At 60.1% G+C, this 20,565-nt stretch carries 35 protein-coding genes and 1 pseudogene; 19 read left to right on the top strand and 17 right to left on the bottom strand.

Going from position 1 to position 20,565, the window contains the following annotated elements:
• Positions 1-24: 24 nt before the first annotated feature.
• The 13 genes and pseudogenes from yejK to ACZ3GY_RS12715 all read right to left on the bottom strand — a co-directional run.
• Positions 25-1,029: pseudogene (gene yejK, locus ACZ3GY_RS12775) on the bottom strand (nucleoid-associated protein YejK); the annotation flags it as partial.
• A 10-nt stretch (positions 1,030-1,039) separates the two neighbouring features.
• Entirely contained in the window at positions 1,040-1,960 is a 921-nt protein-coding gene (gene rdgC, locus ACZ3GY_RS12770; protein WP_465910324.1) for a recombination-associated protein RdgC, read from the bottom strand.
• Positions 1,961-1,971: 11 nt separating this feature from the next.
• Entirely contained in the window at positions 1,972-2,376 is a 405-nt protein-coding gene (locus ACZ3GY_RS12765) for a hypothetical protein (protein WP_465910322.1), read from the bottom strand.
• Between the two features lie 12 nt (positions 2,377-2,388).
• Entirely contained in the window at positions 2,389-2,877 is a 489-nt protein-coding gene (locus tag ACZ3GY_RS12760) for a zinc-finger-containing protein (RefSeq protein ID WP_465910320.1), read from the bottom strand.
• 12 nt (positions 2,878-2,889) lie between these two features.
• Positions 2,890-3,468 carry a 3'-5' exonuclease gene (locus ACZ3GY_RS12755; protein ID WP_465910319.1) on the bottom strand — a complete coding sequence of 193 codons (579 nt, stop codon included), beginning with the start codon at positions 3,466-3,468 and terminating at the stop codon, positions 2,890-2,892.
• Positions 3,469-3,539: 71 nt separating this feature from the next.
• A complete protein-coding gene (locus tag ACZ3GY_RS12750) occupies positions 3,540-4,616 on the bottom strand; it encodes a hypothetical protein (RefSeq protein WP_465910318.1) in 1,077 nt (358 codons plus the stop codon).
• A gap of 5 nt (positions 4,617-4,621) precedes the next feature.
• On the bottom strand, positions 4,622-5,398 hold the full coding sequence (locus ACZ3GY_RS12745; protein ID WP_465910316.1) for a hypothetical protein: 777 nt from the start codon (positions 5,396-5,398) through the stop codon (positions 4,622-4,624).
• A gap of 10 nt (positions 5,399-5,408) precedes the next feature.
• Positions 5,409-5,642 carry a helix-turn-helix transcriptional regulator gene (locus ACZ3GY_RS12740; RefSeq protein ID WP_465910315.1) on the bottom strand — a complete coding sequence of 78 codons (234 nt, stop codon included), beginning with the start codon at positions 5,640-5,642 and terminating at the stop codon, positions 5,409-5,411.
• A 121-nt stretch (positions 5,643-5,763) separates the two neighbouring features.
• On the bottom strand, positions 5,764-5,904 hold the full coding sequence (locus tag ACZ3GY_RS12735; RefSeq protein ID WP_167359693.1) for a hypothetical protein: 141 nt from the start codon (positions 5,902-5,904) through the stop codon (positions 5,764-5,766).
• Positions 5,897-6,109 carry a hypothetical protein gene (locus ACZ3GY_RS12730; RefSeq protein WP_084305471.1) on the bottom strand — a complete coding sequence of 71 codons (213 nt, stop codon included), beginning with the start codon at positions 6,107-6,109 and terminating at the stop codon, positions 5,897-5,899. The genes ACZ3GY_RS12735 and ACZ3GY_RS12730 overlap by 8 nt, the downstream gene beginning before the upstream one ends.
• On the bottom strand, positions 6,102-6,260 hold the full coding sequence (locus ACZ3GY_RS12725; protein ID WP_465910312.1) for a hypothetical protein: 159 nt from the start codon (positions 6,258-6,260) through the stop codon (positions 6,102-6,104). The genes ACZ3GY_RS12730 and ACZ3GY_RS12725 overlap by 8 nt, the downstream gene beginning before the upstream one ends.
• Positions 6,257-6,616, bottom strand: a complete 360-nt coding sequence (locus tag ACZ3GY_RS12720) for a hypothetical protein (RefSeq protein ID WP_465910310.1) — start codon at positions 6,614-6,616, stop codon at positions 6,257-6,259. Before ACZ3GY_RS12720 ends, ACZ3GY_RS12725 begins: the two co-directional genes overlap by 4 nt.
• A gap of 123 nt (positions 6,617-6,739) precedes the next feature.
• Positions 6,740-7,381, bottom strand: coding sequence for a helix-turn-helix domain-containing protein (locus ACZ3GY_RS12715; protein ID WP_465910308.1), 642 nt, complete (start codon positions 7,379-7,381; stop codon positions 6,740-6,742).
• A gap of 114 nt (positions 7,382-7,495) precedes the next feature.
• On the opposite strand from ACZ3GY_RS12715, the gene ACZ3GY_RS12710 reads away from it, so the two are divergent.
• The 7 genes from ACZ3GY_RS12710 to ACZ3GY_RS12680 all read left to right on the top strand — a co-directional run bounded on the left by ACZ3GY_RS12710 (position 7,496) and on the right by ACZ3GY_RS12680 (position 11,392).
• Complete coding sequence (locus ACZ3GY_RS12710; RefSeq protein WP_465910306.1) at positions 7,496-7,738, top strand: helix-turn-helix domain-containing protein; 243 nt, start codon at positions 7,496-7,498, stop codon at positions 7,736-7,738.
• Positions 7,739-7,748: 10 nt separating this feature from the next.
• The gene (locus ACZ3GY_RS12705) at positions 7,749-7,922 is read left to right on the top strand and encodes a hypothetical protein (RefSeq protein ID WP_465910305.1); all 174 of its coding nucleotides are present in this window, start codon (positions 7,749-7,751) and stop codon (positions 7,920-7,922) included.
• A gap of 189 nt (positions 7,923-8,111) precedes the next feature.
• Positions 8,112-8,924, top strand: a complete 813-nt coding sequence (locus tag ACZ3GY_RS12700) for a YdaU family protein (protein ID WP_465910304.1) — start codon at positions 8,112-8,114, stop codon at positions 8,922-8,924.
• On the top strand, positions 8,921-9,655 hold the full coding sequence (locus ACZ3GY_RS12695; RefSeq protein ID WP_465910303.1) for a replication protein P: 735 nt from the start codon (positions 8,921-8,923) through the stop codon (positions 9,653-9,655). The genes ACZ3GY_RS12700 and ACZ3GY_RS12695 overlap by 4 nt, the downstream gene beginning before the upstream one ends.
• Positions 9,655-10,200, top strand: coding sequence for a hypothetical protein (locus ACZ3GY_RS12690; RefSeq protein ID WP_465910302.1), 546 nt, complete (start codon positions 9,655-9,657; stop codon positions 10,198-10,200). The genes ACZ3GY_RS12695 and ACZ3GY_RS12690 overlap by 1 nt, the downstream gene beginning before the upstream one ends.
• Positions 10,197-10,841, top strand: a complete 645-nt coding sequence (locus ACZ3GY_RS12685) for a recombination protein NinG (RefSeq protein WP_465910301.1) — start codon at positions 10,197-10,199, stop codon at positions 10,839-10,841. Before ACZ3GY_RS12690 ends, ACZ3GY_RS12685 begins: the two co-directional genes overlap by 4 nt.
• A gap of 83 nt (positions 10,842-10,924) precedes the next feature.
• Complete coding sequence (locus ACZ3GY_RS12680; RefSeq protein WP_465910300.1) at positions 10,925-11,392, top strand: hypothetical protein; 468 nt, start codon at positions 10,925-10,927, stop codon at positions 11,390-11,392.
• Here the strand turns inward: ACZ3GY_RS12680 and ACZ3GY_RS12675 are convergent.
• Positions 11,389-11,673 carry a hypothetical protein gene (locus tag ACZ3GY_RS12675; protein ID WP_465910299.1) on the bottom strand — a complete coding sequence of 95 codons (285 nt, stop codon included), beginning with the start codon at positions 11,671-11,673 and terminating at the stop codon, positions 11,389-11,391. The two genes, ACZ3GY_RS12680 and ACZ3GY_RS12675, sit on opposite strands and share 4 nt — an antisense overlap.
• A gap of 127 nt (positions 11,674-11,800) precedes the next feature.
• Between ACZ3GY_RS12675 and ACZ3GY_RS12670 the strand changes: the two genes are divergently transcribed.
• Genes ACZ3GY_RS12670 through ACZ3GY_RS12640 form a run of 7 tightly spaced genes read left to right on the top strand, consistent with a single transcriptional unit; the run spans position 11,801 to position 14,454 of the window.
• On the top strand, positions 11,801-12,055 hold the full coding sequence (locus ACZ3GY_RS12670; protein ID WP_465910297.1) for an HP1 family phage holin: 255 nt from the start codon (positions 11,801-11,803) through the stop codon (positions 12,053-12,055).
• Positions 12,052-12,570, top strand: coding sequence for a glycoside hydrolase family protein (locus ACZ3GY_RS12665; RefSeq protein ID WP_465910296.1), 519 nt, complete (start codon positions 12,052-12,054; stop codon positions 12,568-12,570). The genes ACZ3GY_RS12670 and ACZ3GY_RS12665 overlap by 4 nt, the downstream gene beginning before the upstream one ends.
• Positions 12,567-12,929: a hypothetical protein gene (locus ACZ3GY_RS12660; RefSeq protein WP_465910294.1), complete on the top strand. Its 363-nt coding sequence runs from the start codon at positions 12,567-12,569 to the stop codon at positions 12,927-12,929. Before ACZ3GY_RS12665 ends, ACZ3GY_RS12660 begins: the two co-directional genes overlap by 4 nt.
• Positions 12,886-13,047 carry a hypothetical protein gene (locus ACZ3GY_RS12655; RefSeq protein WP_465910292.1) on the top strand — a complete coding sequence of 54 codons (162 nt, stop codon included), beginning with the start codon at positions 12,886-12,888 and terminating at the stop codon, positions 13,045-13,047. The genes ACZ3GY_RS12660 and ACZ3GY_RS12655 overlap by 44 nt, the downstream gene beginning before the upstream one ends.
• Before the next feature lie 36 nt (positions 13,048-13,083).
• Entirely contained in the window at positions 13,084-13,383 is a 300-nt protein-coding gene (locus ACZ3GY_RS12650) for a hypothetical protein (protein WP_465910291.1), read from the top strand.
• A complete protein-coding gene (locus ACZ3GY_RS12645; RefSeq protein WP_465910289.1) occupies positions 13,383-13,841 on the top strand; it encodes a hypothetical protein in 459 nt (152 codons plus the stop codon). Before ACZ3GY_RS12650 ends, ACZ3GY_RS12645 begins: the two co-directional genes overlap by 1 nt.
• Positions 13,828-14,454 (top strand): hypothetical protein, encoded by a 627-nt coding sequence (locus ACZ3GY_RS12640; protein WP_465910288.1) that lies wholly within the window; start codon positions 13,828-13,830, stop codon positions 14,452-14,454. Before ACZ3GY_RS12645 ends, ACZ3GY_RS12640 begins: the two co-directional genes overlap by 14 nt.
• Here ACZ3GY_RS12640 and ACZ3GY_RS12635 read toward each other — a convergent pair.
• Positions 14,451-14,981: a hypothetical protein gene (locus tag ACZ3GY_RS12635; protein WP_465910286.1), complete on the bottom strand. Its 531-nt coding sequence runs from the start codon at positions 14,979-14,981 to the stop codon at positions 14,451-14,453. The genes ACZ3GY_RS12640 and ACZ3GY_RS12635 overlap by 4 nt on opposite strands.
• 46 nt (positions 14,982-15,027) lie before the next feature.
• Positions 15,028-15,777 carry a hypothetical protein gene (locus ACZ3GY_RS12630; RefSeq protein ID WP_465910285.1) on the bottom strand — a complete coding sequence of 250 codons (750 nt, stop codon included), beginning with the start codon at positions 15,775-15,777 and terminating at the stop codon, positions 15,028-15,030.
• A 115-nt stretch (positions 15,778-15,892) separates the two neighbouring features.
• On the opposite strand from ACZ3GY_RS12630, the gene ACZ3GY_RS12625 reads away from it, so the two are divergent.
• Genes ACZ3GY_RS12625 through ACZ3GY_RS12605 form a run of 5 tightly spaced genes read left to right on the top strand, consistent with a single transcriptional unit; the run spans position 15,893 to position 19,328 of the window.
• Entirely contained in the window at positions 15,893-16,495 is a 603-nt protein-coding gene (locus ACZ3GY_RS12625) for a hypothetical protein (protein WP_465910284.1), read from the top strand.
• Positions 16,492-17,004 (top strand): hypothetical protein, encoded by a 513-nt coding sequence (locus tag ACZ3GY_RS12620; RefSeq protein WP_465910281.1) that lies wholly within the window; start codon positions 16,492-16,494, stop codon positions 17,002-17,004. Before ACZ3GY_RS12625 ends, ACZ3GY_RS12620 begins: the two co-directional genes overlap by 4 nt.
• A gap of 3 nt (positions 17,005-17,007) precedes the next feature.
• Complete coding sequence (locus ACZ3GY_RS12615; RefSeq protein ID WP_465910280.1) at positions 17,008-17,535, top strand: hypothetical protein; 528 nt, start codon at positions 17,008-17,010, stop codon at positions 17,533-17,535.
• A complete protein-coding gene (locus tag ACZ3GY_RS12610; protein ID WP_465910278.1) occupies positions 17,535-18,833 on the top strand; it encodes a hypothetical protein in 1,299 nt (432 codons plus the stop codon). Before ACZ3GY_RS12615 ends, ACZ3GY_RS12610 begins: the two co-directional genes overlap by 1 nt.
• A gap of 15 nt (positions 18,834-18,848) precedes the next feature.
• A complete protein-coding gene (locus ACZ3GY_RS12605; protein WP_465910277.1) occupies positions 18,849-19,328 on the top strand; it encodes a hypothetical protein in 480 nt (159 codons plus the stop codon).
• 468 nt (positions 19,329-19,796) lie between these two features.
• Here ACZ3GY_RS12605 and ACZ3GY_RS12600 read toward each other — a convergent pair whose 3' ends face one another.
• Complete coding sequence (locus ACZ3GY_RS12600) at positions 19,797-20,357, bottom strand: DUF8453 domain-containing protein (RefSeq protein WP_465910276.1); 561 nt, start codon at positions 20,355-20,357, stop codon at positions 19,797-19,799.
• Positions 20,358-20,565 lie beyond the last annotated feature (208 nt).

Below are 20,565 nucleotides of genomic sequence, written 5' to 3'. Positions count from 1 at the left end.
ACGGCCTTGCTCAGTGGCCTGTTTCTGTTCGGCGCGCTTGAGCTGGTCAGCGAGTTGCTGCGGTACCTGGCGGATGGTCAGGCTGCCGGCGGCGGTGTCGTACTGGATCTTGCTGCCCAGCATGCTGGCGTCGAAGCTTATCGACAGGCCTTCGGCGCGGCCGGTGAAGCGGCGGAATTGGTTGATGGTGCGTTTGTCCGCCGGGAATTCCGGGGACATGCCGTAATCCTTGTTGCGGATGAAGTCGTAGAAGGCCTGCGGGCGATCCTCGTCGACCAGGGCGGCCAGCTCTTCCAAGCTGATCGGCTCACCCAGCTTGGCCTGGGCGCTGGCGTAGGCCACCAGAGTGTCGGTTTTGACTTGAGCCTGCTCGTCGGCCAGATCCTCGCTTTCCACGAAGTCACTGAATGCTTTGAGCAGAGTGCGGGTTTCGCTCGGTGCGTCGATGCCTTCCTGGCAACCGATGAAGTCGCGGAAATAGTCGTTGATGCGGCGGCCGTTCTTTCCCTTGATAAACGAGATGTACTGGCGGGACGCCTTGTTGTTCTGCCACTCGCTGATGTTGATGCGAGCAGCGAGGTGCAATTGATTCAGGTCGAGGTGCTGGGCTGGCGCAACATCCAAGCTTTCGGATACCGCCACGCCTTCGCTATGGTGCAGCAGGGCGATGGTCAGGTATTCGGTCATGCCCTGTTGGTAGTGGGCGAAGAAAACATGCCCGCCGGTGGAGAGATTGGATTCCTCCATCAGCTTTTGCAGGTGCTCGACCGCTTGCCAGGTGAAACCGGTGAAGTCCTGGATCTTGTCGAGATACTTGGTCAACCAGCCGCTGAGCGGGTAGGCGCCGGATTCCTCGTGAAAGAAACCCCAGGCCTTGCCCTGCTTGGCGTTGTAGCTTTCGTTCAGGTCGGCCAGCAGGTTCTCTGCGGACTCGGATGCTGGCAGCTCCGCATCAGCCGTGTGCAGCACGGAAGGGCTGCCGTCAGGTTTCTTGTCGATGCAGTGGATGATTGCGTGACGAATAGGCATGGCTGTCTCCTCAGATACCGGTAGGGATGTCTTCGCCGCCCAGCGCTTCGAGCAGCGCCGGCAGGAATTCGCGGAAGGTGAGCATCATCAGGACGAAGGAGGCGTCGAACTGGCTGGCGGAATCGTCGCCACCGTCCTGGCTGGCTTGCTCCTGCAACAGGTCTTCAAAGCGCAGGCGGCTGATGGCCATGCCGTCATCGATGACGAAGGACAACTTGTCCTGCCAGGCCAGCGATAGCTGGGTGACCTGCTTACCGGCGTTGAGGTGCACCTGGATCTCTTCGCTGGTCAGATCCTGGTGCTTGGCTGCGATTGAGCCGCCGTCTTCGTGGGTATCGCGCAGGAAGGCTTGGTCGAGCAGGTGGAAGTCGGGCGCTGCCTGCTGTGTCTTCAGCCAGTCGGTGAGGGTGGCTGTCGGCGCGATCTTCACGGTGATGGGGCGCACCGGCAGGCTGCCGATCGTTTCACGCAGAGTCGATAGCAGATCCTCGGCTGCCTTGGGGCTGCTGGAGTTAACCAGCACCAGGCCTTCGGCCGGCAGGATCGCAGCGAAGGTTGCCTTCTTGCGGGTGAAAGCGCGGGGAAGGAAGGCCTGGACGATCTCGTCCTTAACCTGGTCGCGTTCCTTTTTGAAGACCTTGCGGTTCTGGTCGGCTTCGATTTCCTCGACCTTCTCGCGCACTGCTTCGGTGACCACGCTGCCGGGCAGCAGGCGTTCTTCCTTGCGGGCAGCGATCAGGTAGAAGCCCTGACTGTGATGAACCAGCGGCGCGTCTTCGCCCTTGCCCAGCGGGGCGACGAAACCATAGGTGGCGAGTTCTTGGCTGCCGCAAGGGCGCGCGGGCTTCTGGCGCAGTGCCTGCTCCAGGGCTTCCGTTGTAAATTCGACGGCTTGGGTGAGGCGGTAAATCAGGAGATTGCGAAACCACATGGTGATGATCCTCAGGCAGCGTTAGGGCGGGTGGTAAAAGAGATGTCGTGCTTGCGGCAGATGCGGTCGAGACGGTCGCAGCCGATCTTGAGTTGGCGCGACGCGGCGTAGCGGGACAGGCCAATGAAGGCCATGGCTTTCGCGCGCTCGATCAGCGCTGTGTCATCGGAAGTGGTGCCGAATGGGCGGCCACCCTTGCGGGCAGCCTTTTGCGATTGCTCTTCACGGCGCGCGGCGGTGATGACGGTCATGCTTGAGGCCGTCCACTGGAGGTTGCTGACAGGGCGCTGTTCGATAGGAGATTCGATGACCTGCACGGCCCCGGCCCTTGCTTCAGCCAGCATTACTGCCAGCCGTTGGCGATCGGCTTCCTTGGATGACAGGGTCGGCAGGTTGAGTGTTGTTAGGTGGTGCATGGCTGGTATCCGTCAAATAGTGGAAGTGGTGTTCAGGTACTGCTCGCAGATCCGCCTGGCTTCAAAGCAGCGCGGTATGTCGAACAGGCCGAAGTGGCAGTCGCTGGGCTGCAGGTCGAGCTGGTAGGCGAGCCAGGCGTAAGCGGCCTTGCGCGACATCAGCCCGTCGCGCCAGATGCGCTCGAAGGGCTGTTTGCTGCGGGTGCGCGCCTGGCGCAGTGGTTTGTCCGCAAGGGTGCCGAGCGGCAGGTCGGTACCTTGATGCAGGCCGATGTAGGCAAAGCAGTTGCGGCACAGGTAGGCGTAGGGCCACTCGCCGTAGCTGGTGCCGTTGTAGATTTCGGAGTTCTCGACCAGATCAATGCGCGCGCTCTGGCAGCAGTTGCACCGGGTCGGAATCGGAAAAGCGTCCGGGATGCGGAGCAGCCGGCGTCGGCTCACGGCTGGCAGGGGTGCCGGCGGGACAATTGGGGCTCGGCTGTATGCGCGCGCATCGATCATGGCGAAACTCCCTTAGGCCGCAGCGGGCATCGAAACGCCCTGCAGGGCGAAGTAGATGCGGGCGCAGGCGAGGGCATCGGGCATTGCGCGGTGGGCTTCCGCCAGGTCTTGGCCGGTGAAGTATTTGTAGGCCTCGGCCAGGGTCGGCAGCTTGCCCAGGCCGACTTGCGCGCGGGAGTTGTTGCAGGTGCAGAACTTCTCGGTGGAATCCTTGAAGGAGTCGGCCAGGTCTTTGCTGTGGTAACGGGAAATCGCAATGCGGGCGATGCGATCATCGAAAGTGGCGTTGTGGGCGGCGCGAATGCTGGCGCGGGCGTGGATGGCCAGGAAGCCTTCTAGGGCTTCGGCTTCCGGGATGCCTTCGTCCATGGCCTGCTCCATGGTGATGCCATGGATGGCAACCATGTCGGCGCCGATTTCCCAGCCGTTCGGGCGGACGATCGCCTGGTAGCGGTCGATGATGTTGCCGGCCGCGTCGCACAGCAGGGCGGCGACCTCGACGATATGGGGCTGGTGGCCGGCTTCGCTAGGCTGTTTCCAGTCAGGCATGCCATTGGTTTCGAAGTCGAAAACGTTGGTCAGATTGCTCATTTCGGTGACTCCAGGGTGTAGGAACCCCAACCCACGCCGGAAGGCCGGCGCGGTGGGTAATTCAGGGTTGGTTAGGCTGCGCGGGAGGCGGGGATCGGCTGGGCAGTTACGCCAGGCAGTTCCAGGGCGGTGCGCTTGTCGTTGGCCAGGCTGTCGAGTGCGGCCTGGTCGATGATCAGCAGGTCTTCGGTGCCGTAGCCGGCGGCGATCGCTGCGATCAGGGCGGATTTATCGGTGACCACAGCGCGCCACTGGCGGTTGTCTTTGGCCGGAGCTTTGGTGGTAGTCGGTGCCGCTTCGGCAGCAACTGGTGCGACGGTCTCGGCGGCCGGTGCTACCGGAGCTTGCTCAGCGGCAGGCGCAGGCAGCAGAGCGGCACGATCACGTTCCAGGGCTTCACGCTGCTGGCGCACTTCATCTTGCTGGCGCTGCATTTCCTGCTGCTGAAGCTGCATCGCTTCCTGCTGGCGTTGCATTTCCGCCTGCTGTTCGGCCAGCTTGCGGTCGTTCTCTGCTTGCTGTTCCGCAAGCTGGCGTTGCAGTTCAGCGCGCTCAGCTTCGGCCTTGAGGCGTGCATCCTCGGCGACTTCGAATTCGAGGCGTTCGCCCAGCATTTGGGTCAGCTCGGACATTGCGACGTCTTTGGCTGCCACTGCGTCCCTGGTGAGGTCGTAGAAGTCGTGCATCGCATCAATTTCACCAACACGGTCGAGCATGTCGGCGATTTCCTGGCTCGACTTGCCGCGCACTTGGCCAGGCATGGCCTTGATGGCGTCGACCTTCACCTGCAGACGGGCAATACGCTCCTGACGCTCGCGCTCTTTGCGGTCGTCGACCTCTTTTTTGGCCGCCTTCATCGGGTCTTCGAGGGCAACCAGAGCAGCAGTGATGCGCTGCGCCTCGGAGTCGATGATCTTTCCGGCTTGCAGATAGGGCGCCTTTACCTCTTTGCGGACGGTTTCCAGGCCAGTGCGCAGGCTGGTGAGTTCTTTGAGGCCATCCTTCACGAAGGCATAGCCCTCGTCAGTGTCGGCATCTGGAACTACCAGATACTTTTCACGCAATGCGGCCAGGGCCGCATCGGTTTTGTTGAAAACGGCAATGTTCACGGTGCCGTTATCGAGGCTCACATCGTTCATGGTGGTCATTGCGGTTACTCCCGGTTAAGACGTGCGGTGGGGTACTTCTCGTTGAGGAATTCCATGCGTTCTTCTGCCGCTTCATTGATGCGGCGCTCGACGTCGACTGGGTCGTAGTTCACGACCGCAGCCTTTTCGCGGGCCTTCTCGCAGATTTGTTTGCGCAGGGAATCCAGTGCGCGCTGGTTGTTGGCCTTGGCCAAGACGGCGACCTGGTTGTCTACCCAGTTACGAAACTCAGCCTTGGCCTCGTTCATGACGTCCGCCGCGCCGCTTTCGCCGGCTTCATCCAGTCGCTGTTTCAGCTCCAGGCCTTGCAGGTAAACCTCGTCTTCGAACATGCCCATGTGCACGTCAGCGCTGAAGCCAACGAGACTCAGGGATTTCTTGATGGCGTCAGTGAGGCTTTTCTTCGGCGCGTCGAAGTCGGTGTATGGGCCGAACTGGCTCTTGCGAACGAACGGGGTGTGACCGTAGTGGGTCACGTGGTTGCGTTTGCCACCACGGACGTACCAGAGCTTGATCTGGATGGTGTGCACCTGCTCGTAACCAAGCAGGACGCCGTCCTTGCCGGTGATGGGGGCGCCCTGATCGAAGCGATCGACCAGAATGTCGTAGCCCCAGCCTTTGCCGACTGGGCCGAATGCCTCGGTAGCACGCTGCACGATGTACATGCCGTTGATGCTGGTGACGGGGCGGCCGTCCAGCTGCAGGGTCTTGGTGTACTTCTTGTCGGTGGTTTTCACCGAGTCCCACAGCTGCATATGCGGGTTTGATTTTTCCTGTGCCATGGTGGCTCTCCTATGCCGCAGCAGTAGCGCTGGTGCGGGCGTTCTTGCGTTGTTCGATCCAGCCCTGCACCTCATCGAGGGGCCAGGCAACAGGTGCGCTGCGCGCGTCGGAGCCGCCGATATCGACGGACTTGGGGAAGTTGCCGGTGGCCATGCGGCGATAGATCGTCGCGCGGGAGAGACCGGTCATTTCCAGCACTTCCGGCAGGCGGATAAGCGTGTTGGCTGGTGTGGCTGTGGACATGTGGGTCACCAATTGGCGATGCGATCGGCCAGGCCGAGCGCGATAATGAAACCGATGAAAAGGGCGAGTGCTGCGGCGAAGCTGCGCCAGAGCACTAGGCGGCGGATGCGCTGGTACTGGGTCATGCCGGCACCTCGCAGGTGATGAACCAGGTGCCACGGCGGCGCACGGTGCGTTTGATCTGTGCAGGGCTGGTGAGCCCTGCCGCGATCGCCAGGGCCATTGCCTGGGCGAACTGCTGGCCGGTGAATGGCTTAAGCACGGCGAGCCTCCTGGTTGTCTGCGATGTCTGCCTGACGGCGAAAATCGTCGTGCTCGGCATCGGTGATCAAGTTTTCGGCATACGCCAGCTCGATCATTCCGGTGGCATAGGCGAAGTTGATGGCGCGGTGCTGGACGCTGGCGCATTGGCTGCGCGCCAGGTCGGCGATCGCGCGGCGGATGAGACGGCGGGAAGTCTCAGACATGGTCGAAATCCCACTGGCGATACAGTTGGCCGCCTTCGCCGGCGTACAGCTCGGCTTCCGCTTCTTCTTCCTGCTCTTCAGTGCTGAGCGGGTCGAGGTAGTCCGGGTCGCGAGGATCCAGGCGAGTGCGCCATTCGTTGTGAGTGTTCACTGGGGCAGCTCCTGCAACAGGGCTGCAGCGATGCGGCGCTCGACTTCTTCTGCCACGAACAGCTCTTGGCACTTGTCGACGTGCTGGCGCAGCCACTTCAGGGCTTCACCCTGCAGGCTGTTGTCGCGGTGAATTCGGGAAAGGCACAGAGCGACAGTGGTGTCACTGTCCAGGCTGGCGGAGCAGAAATCGGCGAAAGCGCTGCACAGGGCTGGGTCGCCTTGCTGGAGCTCGTTCACGACAATCAGCTTCAAGGCATCCAGCGAACGGACGCGCTGCTGTTGACGATCCAGCTCGCTCAGGATGGCTGAGGGTTGCTTCTTTGCTGAGTCGATGATGCTTTGGCTGAGGTACATAACTGCGCTCGCTGTTTGCGTGGTACGCCATAAATTAGACGTCCCACGCCAATGGCGTCAAGCGCATTTTTCCGCAGGCCAAAAAAAACCCGCCAATGGCGGGTTTGTTTTATCGGTTTGGATCTACACCAGCTTCTCCAGTTTGGAGATAACAACGCCAGAAATCGAAGCGTCTCCATGAATCTGGATGATGGGCTCAGGCCATGCGGGGTTGAGCGCTTTTAAGTACTGCTTGGCGCCTTCGATGACGAGTTGCTTGAAGGTGGCTTCTTGATCGTCATCCAATTTTGCAATGATCAGCGACTTGTTAATCGCAGGCCGATCAGGATCTACAAAGATGAAGTCGCCATCACGGAAGGACGGTCGCCCATGCGGGTTGTTCATAGATTCGCCGCGAACCCTGAGAACGTAAGTCCTTGGCCCGTGGGCCACAGGGCAGGGTATCCATTCCTCGGCGTCACCTACTGAATAAACGTCGACCACTTCATTCCAGCATCCTGCTTGCACCCATGAGATCAGGGGAACCATGCCCCTGATGCGTGGGCCATCCTCAACATTGGGAGGCTCAGTGGTGCTTATGTTGATACCCAATGCGTCGAATGCGGCCGCCAGGGGGGTGGAGTTCATCGCCTGCGTGCCGCGTTCAACGCGTGAAAGATTGCTCGCATCGAATTCCACTCCACGGCGGGAGAGTTCATCGACGAGCTGTTGAAGCGTCCAGCCCTTGGCCTTCCGCGCATTTCTGATGGTCTGTCCGAAGTTCATATGCGCATTTTTTCAGTGGATTGCGGCGGACGCAAAGCGTGCAGCGCCATTTTTCTTGCATTGGTATTGCGTCCGACGCACACTTATCGGGAGATCAACTGAGCGAGACTCGCTATGACTCCCTTGAAAAAAGCCAGATTGAACCGCGGCTGGCGCCTCAGCGATGTGGCGACCCGTCTGGCCGAGCATGACTGCTCGCTTGATGCCGCGAACATCTCCCGCATTGAGCGGGATAAGCAGAAGGCGTCGCCCTCCATTGCGGAAAAACTCTGCCTGGCATTCGGCGGTGAACTGACAGAACTCCAGATCCTTTACCCAGAACGGTTTATGGAACCTGCCCCGAAAGCGGTGGCATGAGGAGCGATGCATGTTTCCCCCAGTGAAAGAGAACGAAATCAAAGCCCGATTCGACGATGAAACCCTCGACCGGATCCTGGAGCAGTGCCGCAAGAAGCGGAAACGCCGCGCGGTGCTGATCCGGGAGATTGTCGAGCGTTGGCTCGATGAAGAAGAGCTTAAGGCAATTACCAATGCGGCCTGAAGGCCCGCGGGAGGCCCTGTTGAGCAGTACAACACCAAACGCTGGTCGTGACCTGGTAGCCCAGGCGATCGGCGAGATGACAACGGGCGAGCGAACGCGGCTAGAAGCTGCTGCGCGCGCGGCTGGGCTGACGCCTGAGCAGTTGCTCGTCCAGGTAGTGGGCAGAGCACTGACAGCTGAGGTTCGCTGATGGCTGCGCTTCCGTACATGCAGTTGTACATCGCAGATTACTTGGCGGACACCATGCACCTGTCCACTGAGGAGCATGGCGCCTACCTGCTACTGCTGTTCAATTACTGGCAGACCGGCAAGCCAATTCCGAAGGCTCGTCTGTCTCGCATTGCACGGCTGAGCAACGACCGTTGGACGGCCGTTGAATGTTCGTTGAACGAGTTTTTCAAGGACAACGGGACGGAGTGGGTGCATGACCGGGTCGAGGACGATCTTGCTTGTGTGCGCGCTTCGCAAGACCAGCGTAGTGCTGCTGGAAGGGCATCGGCAGAGGCCAGAAAGAACAGAAACGCAACGGGCGGCCAACGGAAGGGCAACGACCGTTCAACGACCGATGCTAAGCCGTCCAACGAGATCCCAACGAATACAGATACAGATACAGATAGTAATAACCCCCCTAGCCCCCCTGCTGGGGGAGAGGCGCCCGCAAAGCCCAGGCGCAAGCCGCAGCCGAAGACCAAGGCAGTTGCGCCTGCCATGAAATCGGATCGGGCCAAGCCCAAGCGTGCCCTGCCACTGCCATTCCTGATGTCTCCCGAGATGCTGGCCTGGGCTGCCAACAAGGCGCCGGCAGTGACGCTCGACCGTGAAACCGAGCGGTTCATCGATTACTGGACTGGCCAGGGCGGCGTGAAGGCTGACTGGCCGGCTACCTGGCGCAACTGGATGCAGAAGGCGCAGGACGATCTGGAGCGGCGGGGCCTGGCCAAGCAAGCGGCGAAAGGCGACAGCAGCGACACGAGCTGGATTCACGTGGAGGACGGGATATGAAGCGCGCTGCCGAGTTGCTGAAGGTGCTGCCGAACCTGCCTGCCGAACAGGTGGATGATCCTCGCGCCAAGGTGGCAACGGACGAGACGGCCCGCATCGTGAACATGCTGTTCGATGAGCTGAAGGCGATCTTCCCTGCCTGGAAGCAGGCCTGGCCGAACGACGTAGCCGAGAACCGTGCCAAGCGCACGTGGGTGAAGGGGTTCATGCGGGCGGGTGTGAGCACCGTAGAGCAACTGCGCTACGGCATCGAGGCCTGCCGACAACTGGATACCGACTTTGCGCCCAGCATCGGCAAGTTCGTGAAGTTGTGCGTGCCAACTGCTTTGGATTTGGGCTTTCCTCACGACGATTCCGCTTGGTTTGAGGTACAGCGCAACTGCGCGAACCCAGGCCGTCACCAGTGGAGTCACGAGGCGGTTCGGCTAGCTGGATCGTCCGTTGGGTGGTTCAACCTGCGGTGCAGCGCCATTCCCGAAGAGACGCTGCGCAAGCGCTTCGACCATGCGTATTTCCAGATCCGCCGGCGGCTCTCGATGGGGTTGCCGCTCGAGGAGCCACGCCAGGGGATCGAAGACCAGAGCGGGCAACTGACGCCAGAGCAGGCCGATCGCCGTGGCGAGCAGGCCGTGCAGCACCTGATGCGGGCGCAGGGCCTGGACAAAATCTCCGGCGAGGAAGCTCGCCTGCAGCTTTTGAAGAAAGTACGTAGTCGTGGGGGTGAGGAGTGATGGCCAGCACAGCGACAGCTACAACAGCCAAGACGGCGGCCAAGAAGCGCGCCGTACGACCGATCTACATGGTCTGGCGGAAGGTGATCGACGAGCAGACGGGCGAAGTGCGCATGGGCCTGTGCGCCGACAGCAGCATCGACCAGTTCCTGTGCCGCGAGCGGGAATACCGCATTGGCGACCAGGTGCGTTGCGAGATCAAGCAGAGCCGTAATGTGAAGTTCCACCGCCTGGTGCACGCCCTGGGCCGCATGGTGAGCGAGCAAGTGGAGAAATTCCACGGCCTAGACGCCCACACCACCATCAAGAAGCTGCAGCTCGACGCCAGCGTGTGCTGCACGTACGAAGCGTTCGACATTCCCGACCTGGGCCGGGTAATGCGCCTGATCCCTGAGTCGATCGCCTTCGACTACATGACCGAAGAGCGCTTCAAGGAGTTCTGGCGGGGTATCTGCCAGCACCTGATCGAGAAGTACTGGCCGAACCTCACCGAGGAAGCGATCGAGCAGATGACCGGCTTGATGCCTGGGGAGCGGGCTCAGTGAAACGCACCGAACTGAAACGCAAGGCGCCGATCAAGGCCAAGGCCAGCGGCATTGCCCAACGCACGCCGCGGCAGAAGACCTGCGCCAACCCGGCATGCGGCCAGAAGTTCACGCCGGTGCCGGGGGCGATCGGGCAGAAGGTCTGCACCTGGCAGTGCGGCCTGGCCGTGGCCAAGCAACCGGAGAACCGGGAGAAGGCGCGCGTGGCCATTGCTCAGCTTGAGCGGCGCGAGGTCAAAGCCCAAAAGCTGAAGGTGAAGCCCCGCGCCGAGTACATGCAGGAAGCGCAGGACGCTTTCAACGCATGGATCCGCGAGCGAGACGCAGGGCAGCCGTGCATCTCCTGCGACACGACCACCGATGTCCAGTACTGCGCCGGGCACTACCGCACGGTCGGCGCGTGCCCAGAGCTGCGTTTCGAGCCCCTGAACGTGCACAGGCAGTGCAACCGGAACTGCAACATGGGCCGCTCCGGGAACATCGTCGAGTACCGCATCCGACTGGTGAAGAAGATCGGCACCGAGGCAGTTGCATGGCTTGAAGGCCCGCACGAGCCGAAGCGCTACACGATCGACGACCTGCAGCAGATCAAGACCCACTACCGGGCGCTGCTGCGTGAGTTGCAGAAGGGTCGAGCATGACCGACCCACACTTTCAGGCCTGGTTGGCCGAGCAGTACCGGATCCTGCGTGAGCAGGGGCTGATCCGTTAAATGGGGGCTGCCATGCGCGACGAGGTTCTGTGTGCTGCTGATCTGCCAGTGCGCCTGCAGCTTGGCGGGCGGCTGGTGAAGGTTTCGATGGTGATGCCTGCGCGTGACTGGGCGGATCGCCTCGGTATTGCGTGGGACACGGTTCGGCAGCGCCGGTACCGCGGAGATTCATGGAGCGAGGCTTTTCAGCCTTACCTACGCAGGACGCCTTTCAACAATCCAAATGCCGCGCCGATTCCGGAGCGGAAGAAAATCACTATCAACGGAGCAATTCAGATGGCAACTCTGGAAATCAGTATCCCGGCTATCGCGCATGTGGTTGTCACTGGCGTGTCAGATGGGGTTAAGGCAGCGGTAATGCAGAAGATCCAGCGTTTGCTGGAAGAGGAGTTTGGCGCATCAGCTACAGCGGCGATGCCGGTTGCACCGGCAACACCGGATGAGGTGAAGAAGTCCCTGTGGGTGCTGAGTGAGGCCTAGCTGGCCTGCTCTTCGAGGTGCAGTACCAGCGCGTCTTCGGGCTTTTCTTCCAGGGCGCGTTCCTTCAGTTGCTGCAGCAGCTCTTCCAGTTTTTCCAGCGAGCCTTCGTTCAGGCTGCCAGCCAGGATGGCGTCGTTCCCGCCTTCAGCGCTCATAGAGATGATCAGCAACGTCTCTGCGCCTTTCTCTTCCATCACTGCACCGGATACCGCGAGCGCTTCAGTTACCGCGAAGTACTGATCGTCGCTGACGTGGTCGATGTTGAAATTCATTTGCCCCATGGATCTGCCCTCAATGGTTGGTGGTAGGCCCCGACGGTATGTCACCAGAAGCAACCTGCAACCCTTGCCGAGCGCTCTCAGTGACATAGCGTCTCGCTCATTCGATACGCCATCTATGGGCTGGGACATGAGCGACAAGTTGATGAGCTGGTTCAGCTATGCAGGGGCAATGCTCTCGGTGTTCACGGGGCTGACCTTGACTGAGTGGGGAATCATCGTCGGTATCGTCACGGCGGTTCTCACCTATGCAACCAACGCTTACTACACCAGAAAGCGCTATGAGCTGGAGAAGCACCGGCACGAGCTGGAGAACCAGTTCATCTATCGGGCTAGGCAGGAGCTGCAGGAAGAGGCGGCGCAGGCCGACGGTGGGCAGCAGTGAAGCGCTTCCGTACGACAGTCGCCGCGCTTGTATTGAGTAGCGCAGGTTTCGGAACCTGGGTCATTTCCGAGGGCTTCACCGATACCGCGGTGATCCCCACGAAGGGTGATGTGCCGACTATTGGCCATGGCTCGACGCGCTATGAAGACGGCACGCCAGTGCGCATGGGTGACACGATCACGCCGCAGCGTGCTGAGCAGCTTGCTCGCAACTTGTTCAGCAAGGACGAGGCAAGGTTTCGGGCCTCGCTGCCAGGCGTGAAGCTCTATCAGGAAGAGTACGACCTGTATCTCGACTTCGTTGGGCAGTACGGCATAGGCAACTGGCTTAAGTCCTCGATGCGGCGCCACCTGCTGGCCGGAAACTATGCGGCCGCGTGTGATGCCCTTCTGGCCTGGCGCAAAGCCGCAGGCTACGACTGTTCCACCATGATCGCCGGCAAGCCGAACACGCGCTGCTGGGGTGTGTGGGCTCGCCAGCTTGAGCGCCATTCGGCGTGTGTGGGGGCGCAATGACCGTTGATGGTTTCCGCCTGGCTGCCTATGGCGTCCTGGCTGTCGTCTGTACGGCCAGTGGCTGGCAGATCCGCGACTGGCAGGCCGATAGCGCGGCAGTCGCCGAAATGAAGCTTGCCGACGACCGGCGCGGCCTGATCGCCGAGGTGACCGACGCGACCAGTAAGGCGATCGCGGGAATCCGCATCGAGAACAAGACCATCTACCAGAAGGCCGTCCATGAAACGTTTACCGATGTTGTTTATCGCGAGTGTCGTGTGCCTGCTGCTGGGATGCAGCTCATCAACGAAGCGCGCGGATATCGACCGGGGGTTGATGCAGGAGTGCCCGGATCTGCTGCCGGTACCGGTGGCCGATGACGGCACGGCGCCAATGGGTGACCTGGTGTTGGCCGATATCGACGCGGCCGGCATGTACCGGGAGTGCCAGGCTGGCAAGAAGGGCCTGATCGAAGCAATCAAGAAAGCGGGCCACTGAGCCCAGAACCATCCACATCATCCATGGGGGCAGACCATGCGACGCCAGACCTACCGTGCCGACGAACTCCGCGCCGGCCGCACCATTTTCATTGTCACTCGAACCCTGCTCGATCACGCCGGCGCCTGCCGGTTCGAGGTGAGCGAGTACTTGATCGCCAGTAAGCGCGAGCCGCAGCCCCAGCCAAACGAGGCGCACCCGTACCGCATGCACCCGAAGATCGCCCGCTACGCCAGTACCGTAACGGATGTGTGGCGCTCACGGCGCGCGGCGCTGCGTGAAGCGGCAAGGCGTCAGGCCGACTCGGTCACTCACATTTCACGTAGGAGCGCGTAATGGACGCCAAACCACTGCTAGAAGCTGCCCAAGAGGCCGCTGATCAGATCCAGGGGCTGAGTGTGGCCGAGGTGTTCAACGAGGGGCCGCGGCGGCTGTTCGTGGAGCACGAGGTGCCGCGTCATGGCACGTATCGCCTGTACATCGCTCGCCCATTCGGTGTGCGCAAGCCTGGTGGCCAGCGCTGGCGTATCCAGATCACTGTCCAGTTCGAGGGGCGGGAAGAGCAGGTCAGTGTGAACGACGGGCACATCACCGTGCCATTCGAAGCGCTGGGGGATGTGATCACTGGTGCTGCCGAGCAGATGGCCGAGCACATCAAGGCGAACAGCCAGACCGTGCAGCAGTTGCGCCGTGCAGCACTGAAGGCCGTGCAGCCTGATGCAGTGAAGGTAGGTGACGGTGTGACGCGTCACGCTGCTGTCACTGTGACGGGTGGTGACGATGTCCGAGCGTAAGGCAATCGACTGGGAAGCCATCGAGCGTGACTACAGGCTGGGTCAGCTGTCGTTGCGTGCGCTGGCGACCAAGCATGGCACCACGCCGGGTGCTATCTCCAAGAAGGCCAAGTCCAGGGAGTGGGTACAGGACTCAAGCCAGGAGGTGAGGGAGCGCACCAGAGCTGCATTGCTGACTGAGCCGCGCAGGGAGAAGGCCAAGAAGGAAACACTAAATGGAAACACGGTTTCCTCCGGTGGAAACACTCCTACGCAGGAAGACATCGAGGTTGCCGTGCAGACGAACCTGCAGGTGATCAATCGGCACCGTCGGGACATCGCCAAAGGGCATGGCCTGGTGTCGATGCTGTTCGCTCAGTTGGAACAGGCGGCGCGCGCCAGGGATGATCTGGAAGAGTTCATCGAGGAGGAGACCAAGGAAGACGACAACGGCCAGCGTCGGAACAGGCTGATGAAAGCGATCAGCCTACCCACGCATGCTGGCGTGATTCGTGACCTGTCGACTGCGCTGAAGAACTTCATCCCGCTCGAGCGTCAGGCATTCAACCTGGACGAGCAGGAGCACGAGGAGCCGTACGAGGAGCGGCTGCGGCGTTTGATGGGGGATGGCTAGGCCTTATAAATTCCGTTGCCAGTGCGGAAGTTGGTGGTGTTGAACGTGTTCGAACCATCAGGGAAGAAGTAGATGACGGAGTTCTCAGCCAGAAGGTTTTGAAGGTCGGCAACCTCGAGTGGATCCGTTGGCAGCGAAATCAGGATGAAGCCGACAGAGTAGTCCGGATGGTCGGTGACCTTGACGATATGCTCATACTCGCTGAGTGAAGCCTTCAAGCTGTCCAGGCCGCCGATTAGCCGGCCACTACGTGCAAGGGTGGCCTGGAGCGTCATGGCGTAAACAAACTGCTGATTTTCCACCTCAGGCTGCTCTGCATCATCGTCGCTGGCTGTGTACTCCACGACGTAGGGGCCGTCGCCGAAGAACTCGGGGTGCTGCTGGACAGCCTCGGCGAGCCGGTAGCTCGATGTGATGTTCGTGGTCACCTCGCCAGCAGACATCGATATGGCAACGGCGAGCAGCGTCGCCCGTCCAAGTTCGCGCAGATACCGGGGTAGGTCGCCCGACTTAACAGTGGTCTTCATATCACAAGTCCTTTTGGCAAGGGGGATCAGCAATAGTAGCGGATGATCATCCCGTTCTGGGCTTGACGTACTGACCGTTTTCAGCCATCTCGTTGAGGCGGTTCAGGTAATGGACTATCACTGATGCGGGGATGAAGTTCACGATGCCTGACCTCTCTGACGCCATGGTGACCATACCGGCGAAGCGCATCATGTCGTCCAGATCGGCCAGTACTAGTGAACCGCTCATTCCTCGAAAGGAGTCTGGCCCATCCGTGAAAAGCCTCATGGTTCCCAGTCCAACTACCTCTGGCGGGGCGTAGCTTCCGCCGAACACTTCAAGCGACGCCGCAAAGGCCTTCCGATCATAGTCATAGCCGCGGCCGTGCTCCGGATATCCGAATATCCAGAACGCACTGACCTCGTGGAAACCGTCCTCTACGATTGTGGAAGACGTGTGAACCCAGTAAGCGCCTGTTGCTGTCAGGAGCTTATGCTGCAGGTTAGTGACCCTCCTAATCAGCAGATCGAAATGCGGTTCGTATTCGGGATTAAACACAGCCTCCATGTCGAATAGCATGAAGTGCTCATTGTCCTTGAGCAGCAGGCGCAGATCTGAGCAGCTCGCGTTCTGGTTATCCAATACGTGCTGCGCGGAGATAGCGTACAGATGGCCGTCATGCTCAATTAGGAAGGCTGTTCCAACACCGTAGTACGGAATGCTTTCGCAGTCGTTGTGCAGGATTACAGGGTAGACGGCACCCTCTACCATGCTTTGCATGCGCGCTGCAGCGCGCTCGACCAAGTCCTTTCGCATCAGTCCCTCTGTTTTACCAGGTAGCCAGCAGGCGGTACTGCGTTATTGCGTGGCCGCTCCAGTGACATAGCGTAGCCGTCATTCACTGCCTTTGGCAGATGCTGTGGAGAACGGAATGGCGCCTGAAATCCCCCTGACCATCGTCCGAGGCGAGACCTTCGAGTTCGGCATCATGTATGCCGACGAGGATCTGCGGTACCTGCCTATTACGGGCATGCCGAGCACGGCGCCGGCGCGGCTGACGGTGGTTGGCCACCAGGTGCCAGAAGGCTGGCCGGTGCGCATTGAGTGCGTGAAGCAGCCTGTCGAGCTCAACACGCCAGAAGACAATACCCAGTTCGCCCGAGTGGTCGATGCTGACACGATCGAGCTGAACGACGTGAATGCGCATTGCTGGCGGCCGTTCTCGGGTACCGGTTTGCTGATCCTGCGTGCGCCGATGGATCTGGCTGGGTGGCACTTCCGTGCCCAGGTGCGCGATCGCGTGGGCGGCAACCTGCTGTTCAGTTGGCACAGCGACCCGACCGAGGATCCTGACGGGCTGGTGATCGTCGACCAGGTGCTGAGCCAGTTCGTGCTCACCATCGATGCGGCCAAGGCGGGCGCTCTTGAGTGGAACCGCGGCTTCTACGATGCGGAAGCGATCGCCCCGGATGGCCGCGTGTACAAGGTCGCATCCATCAGCACTGTGGAAGTAACCGGCGAGGTGACGGTGTGACAGTCATCGCTGTTCGTAATCAGGCCGGTAGATCTGCCGTTGCTGTGCAGCAGCGGCAGCAGAGCGTGGCAGCAGTCAGGGCTGGCCGCACCCCTGCGGTTGTCTCTGCCGGTCTGCGTGGCACGCGAGGCGCCCAGGGTGAGCCAGGGCCTGCAGGAGGTTCAGCGGTACAGCGTGTCGCTGGCGAGCAGCTAAGCGCCCTGCGAGTGGTTTACGAGTGGGGCGGCGTTGTGCGCTACCTCGACCCGGACGATGCCGAACACATTCAGCAAGCTGTGGGCATCACCTCGACTGCAGGCGAGGCCGGCGAAGTGGTCGATCTACGGCTCTCTGGGCCGATGGATGATCTTTCTTGGAGCTGGCAACCAGGGCCTGTCTGGCTTGGCCCGGCGGGCACCCTCACTCAGGCAGCCCCAGAGGACGGCTTTCTCGTCTACGTCGGCAGCGCTGTTTCATCCCATCGCATCATCATCAACATGCATCAGCCGGTACAACTGGCAGAGGAGTAGCAAATGGCTGCAGAACGTTTTTACAAGCTCGTCGCTGGCTTCCCCAAGATGGTTGCTGCTGCAGTCACCAGTACTGGCGCGGCCATGGCTGGCCGGATTGTCGCGCTGGATGACAGCGGACGCCTTGACCAGACGGTGATGCCTGTAGGCATCGGCGCAAACACTCAGGTCATCACGTCGAGCGAGGCCCTGGCCGCAGGCAACTTCGTCAACTTCCACGCCGTGGGTGGCGCTCTGAACGTGCGCAAGGCCGACAACAGTAACAACCGGCGCGCCGATGGCTTCGTGCTCGTCGCAGTTGCGAGCGCCGCACAGGCCACTGTCTACCCTATGGATTCGGTCAACTCAGCGTTGACCGGGCTTACCCCAGGTGTCGACTACTGGCTCGGTACTGCAGGCGGCGTGATCAATGTTCCACTCGACGAGACGCTGCCGGCGAATCAGACCGGCACCAAGATCAGTCAGTTGCTTGGCACCTCCAAGTCTGCAACTGAGCTGATCACAAACGATAACGACCCGGTAATCCTCTGATGGCTGCCCGCCGTCCACTTGTCCGCGTCGGCGGGCGCGACTTACAGCTACCTGCAGGTGACACGCTCGACCTGCCGGTTGCCACCACCACTGAACCAGGGCTGATGCCTGCTGGCGACAAGACCAAGCTCAACGGTGTGCAAAGCGGCGCCACGGCGAACAGCCCGGACGCCACGCTGCTCAACCGGGCGAACCACACTGGCACGCAGCCCCTGGCGACGATTTCGGATGCTGGTACGGCTGCTGCGCTGGCTGCTGCTATCGGCACTACAGACAGAACGCTAGGGCGGGCGCAGACGATCGGCAACTTGGGGTACGGCCTGCCGATTATCTCGACGGAGACGAACGCAAACCTCTATGTCACCGAGGGGCTATATCTTTCGCCGGCTTCTGGACTGACGAACTTTCCAGCAGGCTTCACCAGTCGCGTGTTGGTGCAGGTGGTGGAGCGAGCTAACTACATCGCTCAGACGTTTTATAGCACCAACGGCACGTTAGCGATGGCGACGCGAACAGGCATCGTTTCTTCTGGTGCGATCGCCGGCGCGCACTCCGTACATTGGACTGACCAGAACCTCAAGCTACAGGCAACCACAACGGATACATCCGTCAATTCCGTACTTACTCAGCTCGGGAACATCGGCCCGTATGGAGTCGGCGGCTACCCAATACCTCGGCGATCGCTGGCCCAGATTAACCTCGATCGGGGCAACGAGTTCTTCGATAACAACCTATCCACCTCGGAAAACCCTTTCGGCAATCCCGGCGCCGGCATCCACGTAACTTATCCGGCCGCAAGTCGATGGGCTCAGATTTTCTTTAAGACTGTAGGTGTGACGAGTGTCAGCGTGTTTGCCCGGGCCGCGCTCGGCGGCGCGCCATTGGCTCCGGTCGAGCTGCTTCACACGGGCAACTTCAACCCTGCTGATTATTCAACCACTGCGCAGATGCAGGCGGCGATTTTCGCGTCTGCCATCGGTACGGGACTGTCCGCTGCCGGTTCGTCGCAGACCATCCTGACGAGTTGGTTTTCTAATGGCGCCCTCTACATGCGCTTTACGGGGGCGTCTGCACTGACTCTCACTGTCCCGGCTAATAGCGCTCAAGCAATCCCTGTTGGTGCTGAACTCACCGTGCGTCGCGCCGCCAATGCAAACCTCACCATCGTCGCCGCATCAGGGGTGGTGATCAACCCGCCAGCCGGCGGGACTCTGGTGATGACGCAGAACATGACCGCCACCCTCAAGAAGGTCGCCACGAACGAGTGGGATCTGATCGGCCAGACCGTGGCCGCCTAACCTTTGGAGAACATCATGGCTTTGACCGAAGAACGGCGCGTGCGCCAGATCATCCTCGACTTCCAAACTGCTGCCGGCTACACGCTGCGCTACCGTGAGGCCGTCGACCTGATGAGTGATGGCGAGTTTTACCAAGAGCTGCGCATCAGCGAGCCGATGCCGGTGGTAGGCGTTGGCGAGCCCATTCCATCAGCGCTGGCCGATCTGTTCGGGCCAGTGGCAGCCGACATCATCGCCGGCTCACATCAAGCTGCGACCGATCATGAGGCTCGGCTGCAGGAATTCGCTGACCAACGCGCCCGCGCTGACGAAGGCGAGCGCTTGGCCGGCGAACAAACCCAGCGCGCGATCGAGGCCGAACAGAAGCTGGCAGAAGCCGAAGCGCAGATCCTGGAGTTGCAGCAGCGCACTGAAACCGCAGAGGGCAAGCTTGCAGTAGTCGCACAGGCAGTTGCGCCTTCTGGATCAGCCGCTGCTCCGGTTCTGCCGTTGTGATACCTGGTGTGGTTGCTGGCTTTTCTTCCGGGAAATACAAGATAACGCTCAAGATGGAGGGCAGTAGGTTCGGACACCCGTCTGCGGCCGGCGCTGGGCTGGGGCCTTACGGCAGCATTAGCCCGCCTAACGCAAACATCGACGCCTTATCGAACGTGCTCAATGCGCTCGGGATGTTCTATGTTCTAACAGCTTTCACCGATGAAGCGAGTGGGCAGCGGGCCATTCGTCTTGAGTTGACGGGGGTTTATGCTTCTAAGGCGGCTATACCGTTCACGAGTCTGTTCGTCGAAACACACGATACCTCTGGCAATACGACTTCAGGGACGCTGACGAAGGCTGCCGCACAGTTCAGTACGAGTGCCGGGAGAACCAGCCTGGTATGGCAGGGCGTCTCTAGTTTGCTAATTGCCGATAGCACGAACTATATCGCCATATCGTGACCTGCACAGCCGGTGTCCGAGTTCATTAGGTCTCGCTTTCCCTCATTTTTTCTTGGGAGACAAAGATGAATGGCGTGCCAAAAATATCCTCATATTCAATTTGGATATTTATTCGTCTGGCGAAAGAATTGCGACTTTGTACAACATCATGATCATTCGATATGCATTTTAATACCCGGGTTATGTTGCCCACTGGTAGAAATGTGCCGACTGAAAACATTCCGTAGTAGCGCTTGCCATCTGCCCAAGGTAATACCCTATCAGTGGCTATTACCAGAGCATCTTTTACAGGCTTTTGTATAAGCTCGTTATCAGCGTAGAACTCAATCTTCTTAACTACAGCAGGGCCAATGCCGTTGTTAACTATCTCGACAGCAAATGTGTCGTCATCAGTATCTGTTGTGAAGGCAATTGTAAGATGAGGTGTGACCAGCAAGGAGTTGAGTTTGTTCTGCTTCTTTACTTGAATATGAGTGTAGATAACTGCGACTGCTGCGGTGATCGCTGAGAAAATGCCGGCGGCATCTGTAAGCCAGTTCCCAGTTGGAGGGATAACATAGACTACAGTATCTACAATAGGCTGCATTGAGGCATCTCGTCCCTGATGGTGTTTGATGGCGGCAAATTTAGACTAGCCTCGCGTAGATGGCAATGTGCCAAAGGCTACGGGGTCGCCTATCGCTCCATTCACTACCACTGATCGGGAAATGCCGAGACCATTCATGGTGGAAGGCCGCGGATCATGGGCATGCAGGGCTGGGGAGGGCCCTGGCAACATATGCCGTTCGTGAGTT

Source organism: Pseudomonas sp. PME37.24/006, from assembly GCF_055556635.1.
The sequence above is the reverse complement of the archived record's forward strand: the minus strand, read 5'-3'. Positions and strand labels throughout refer to the sequence as shown.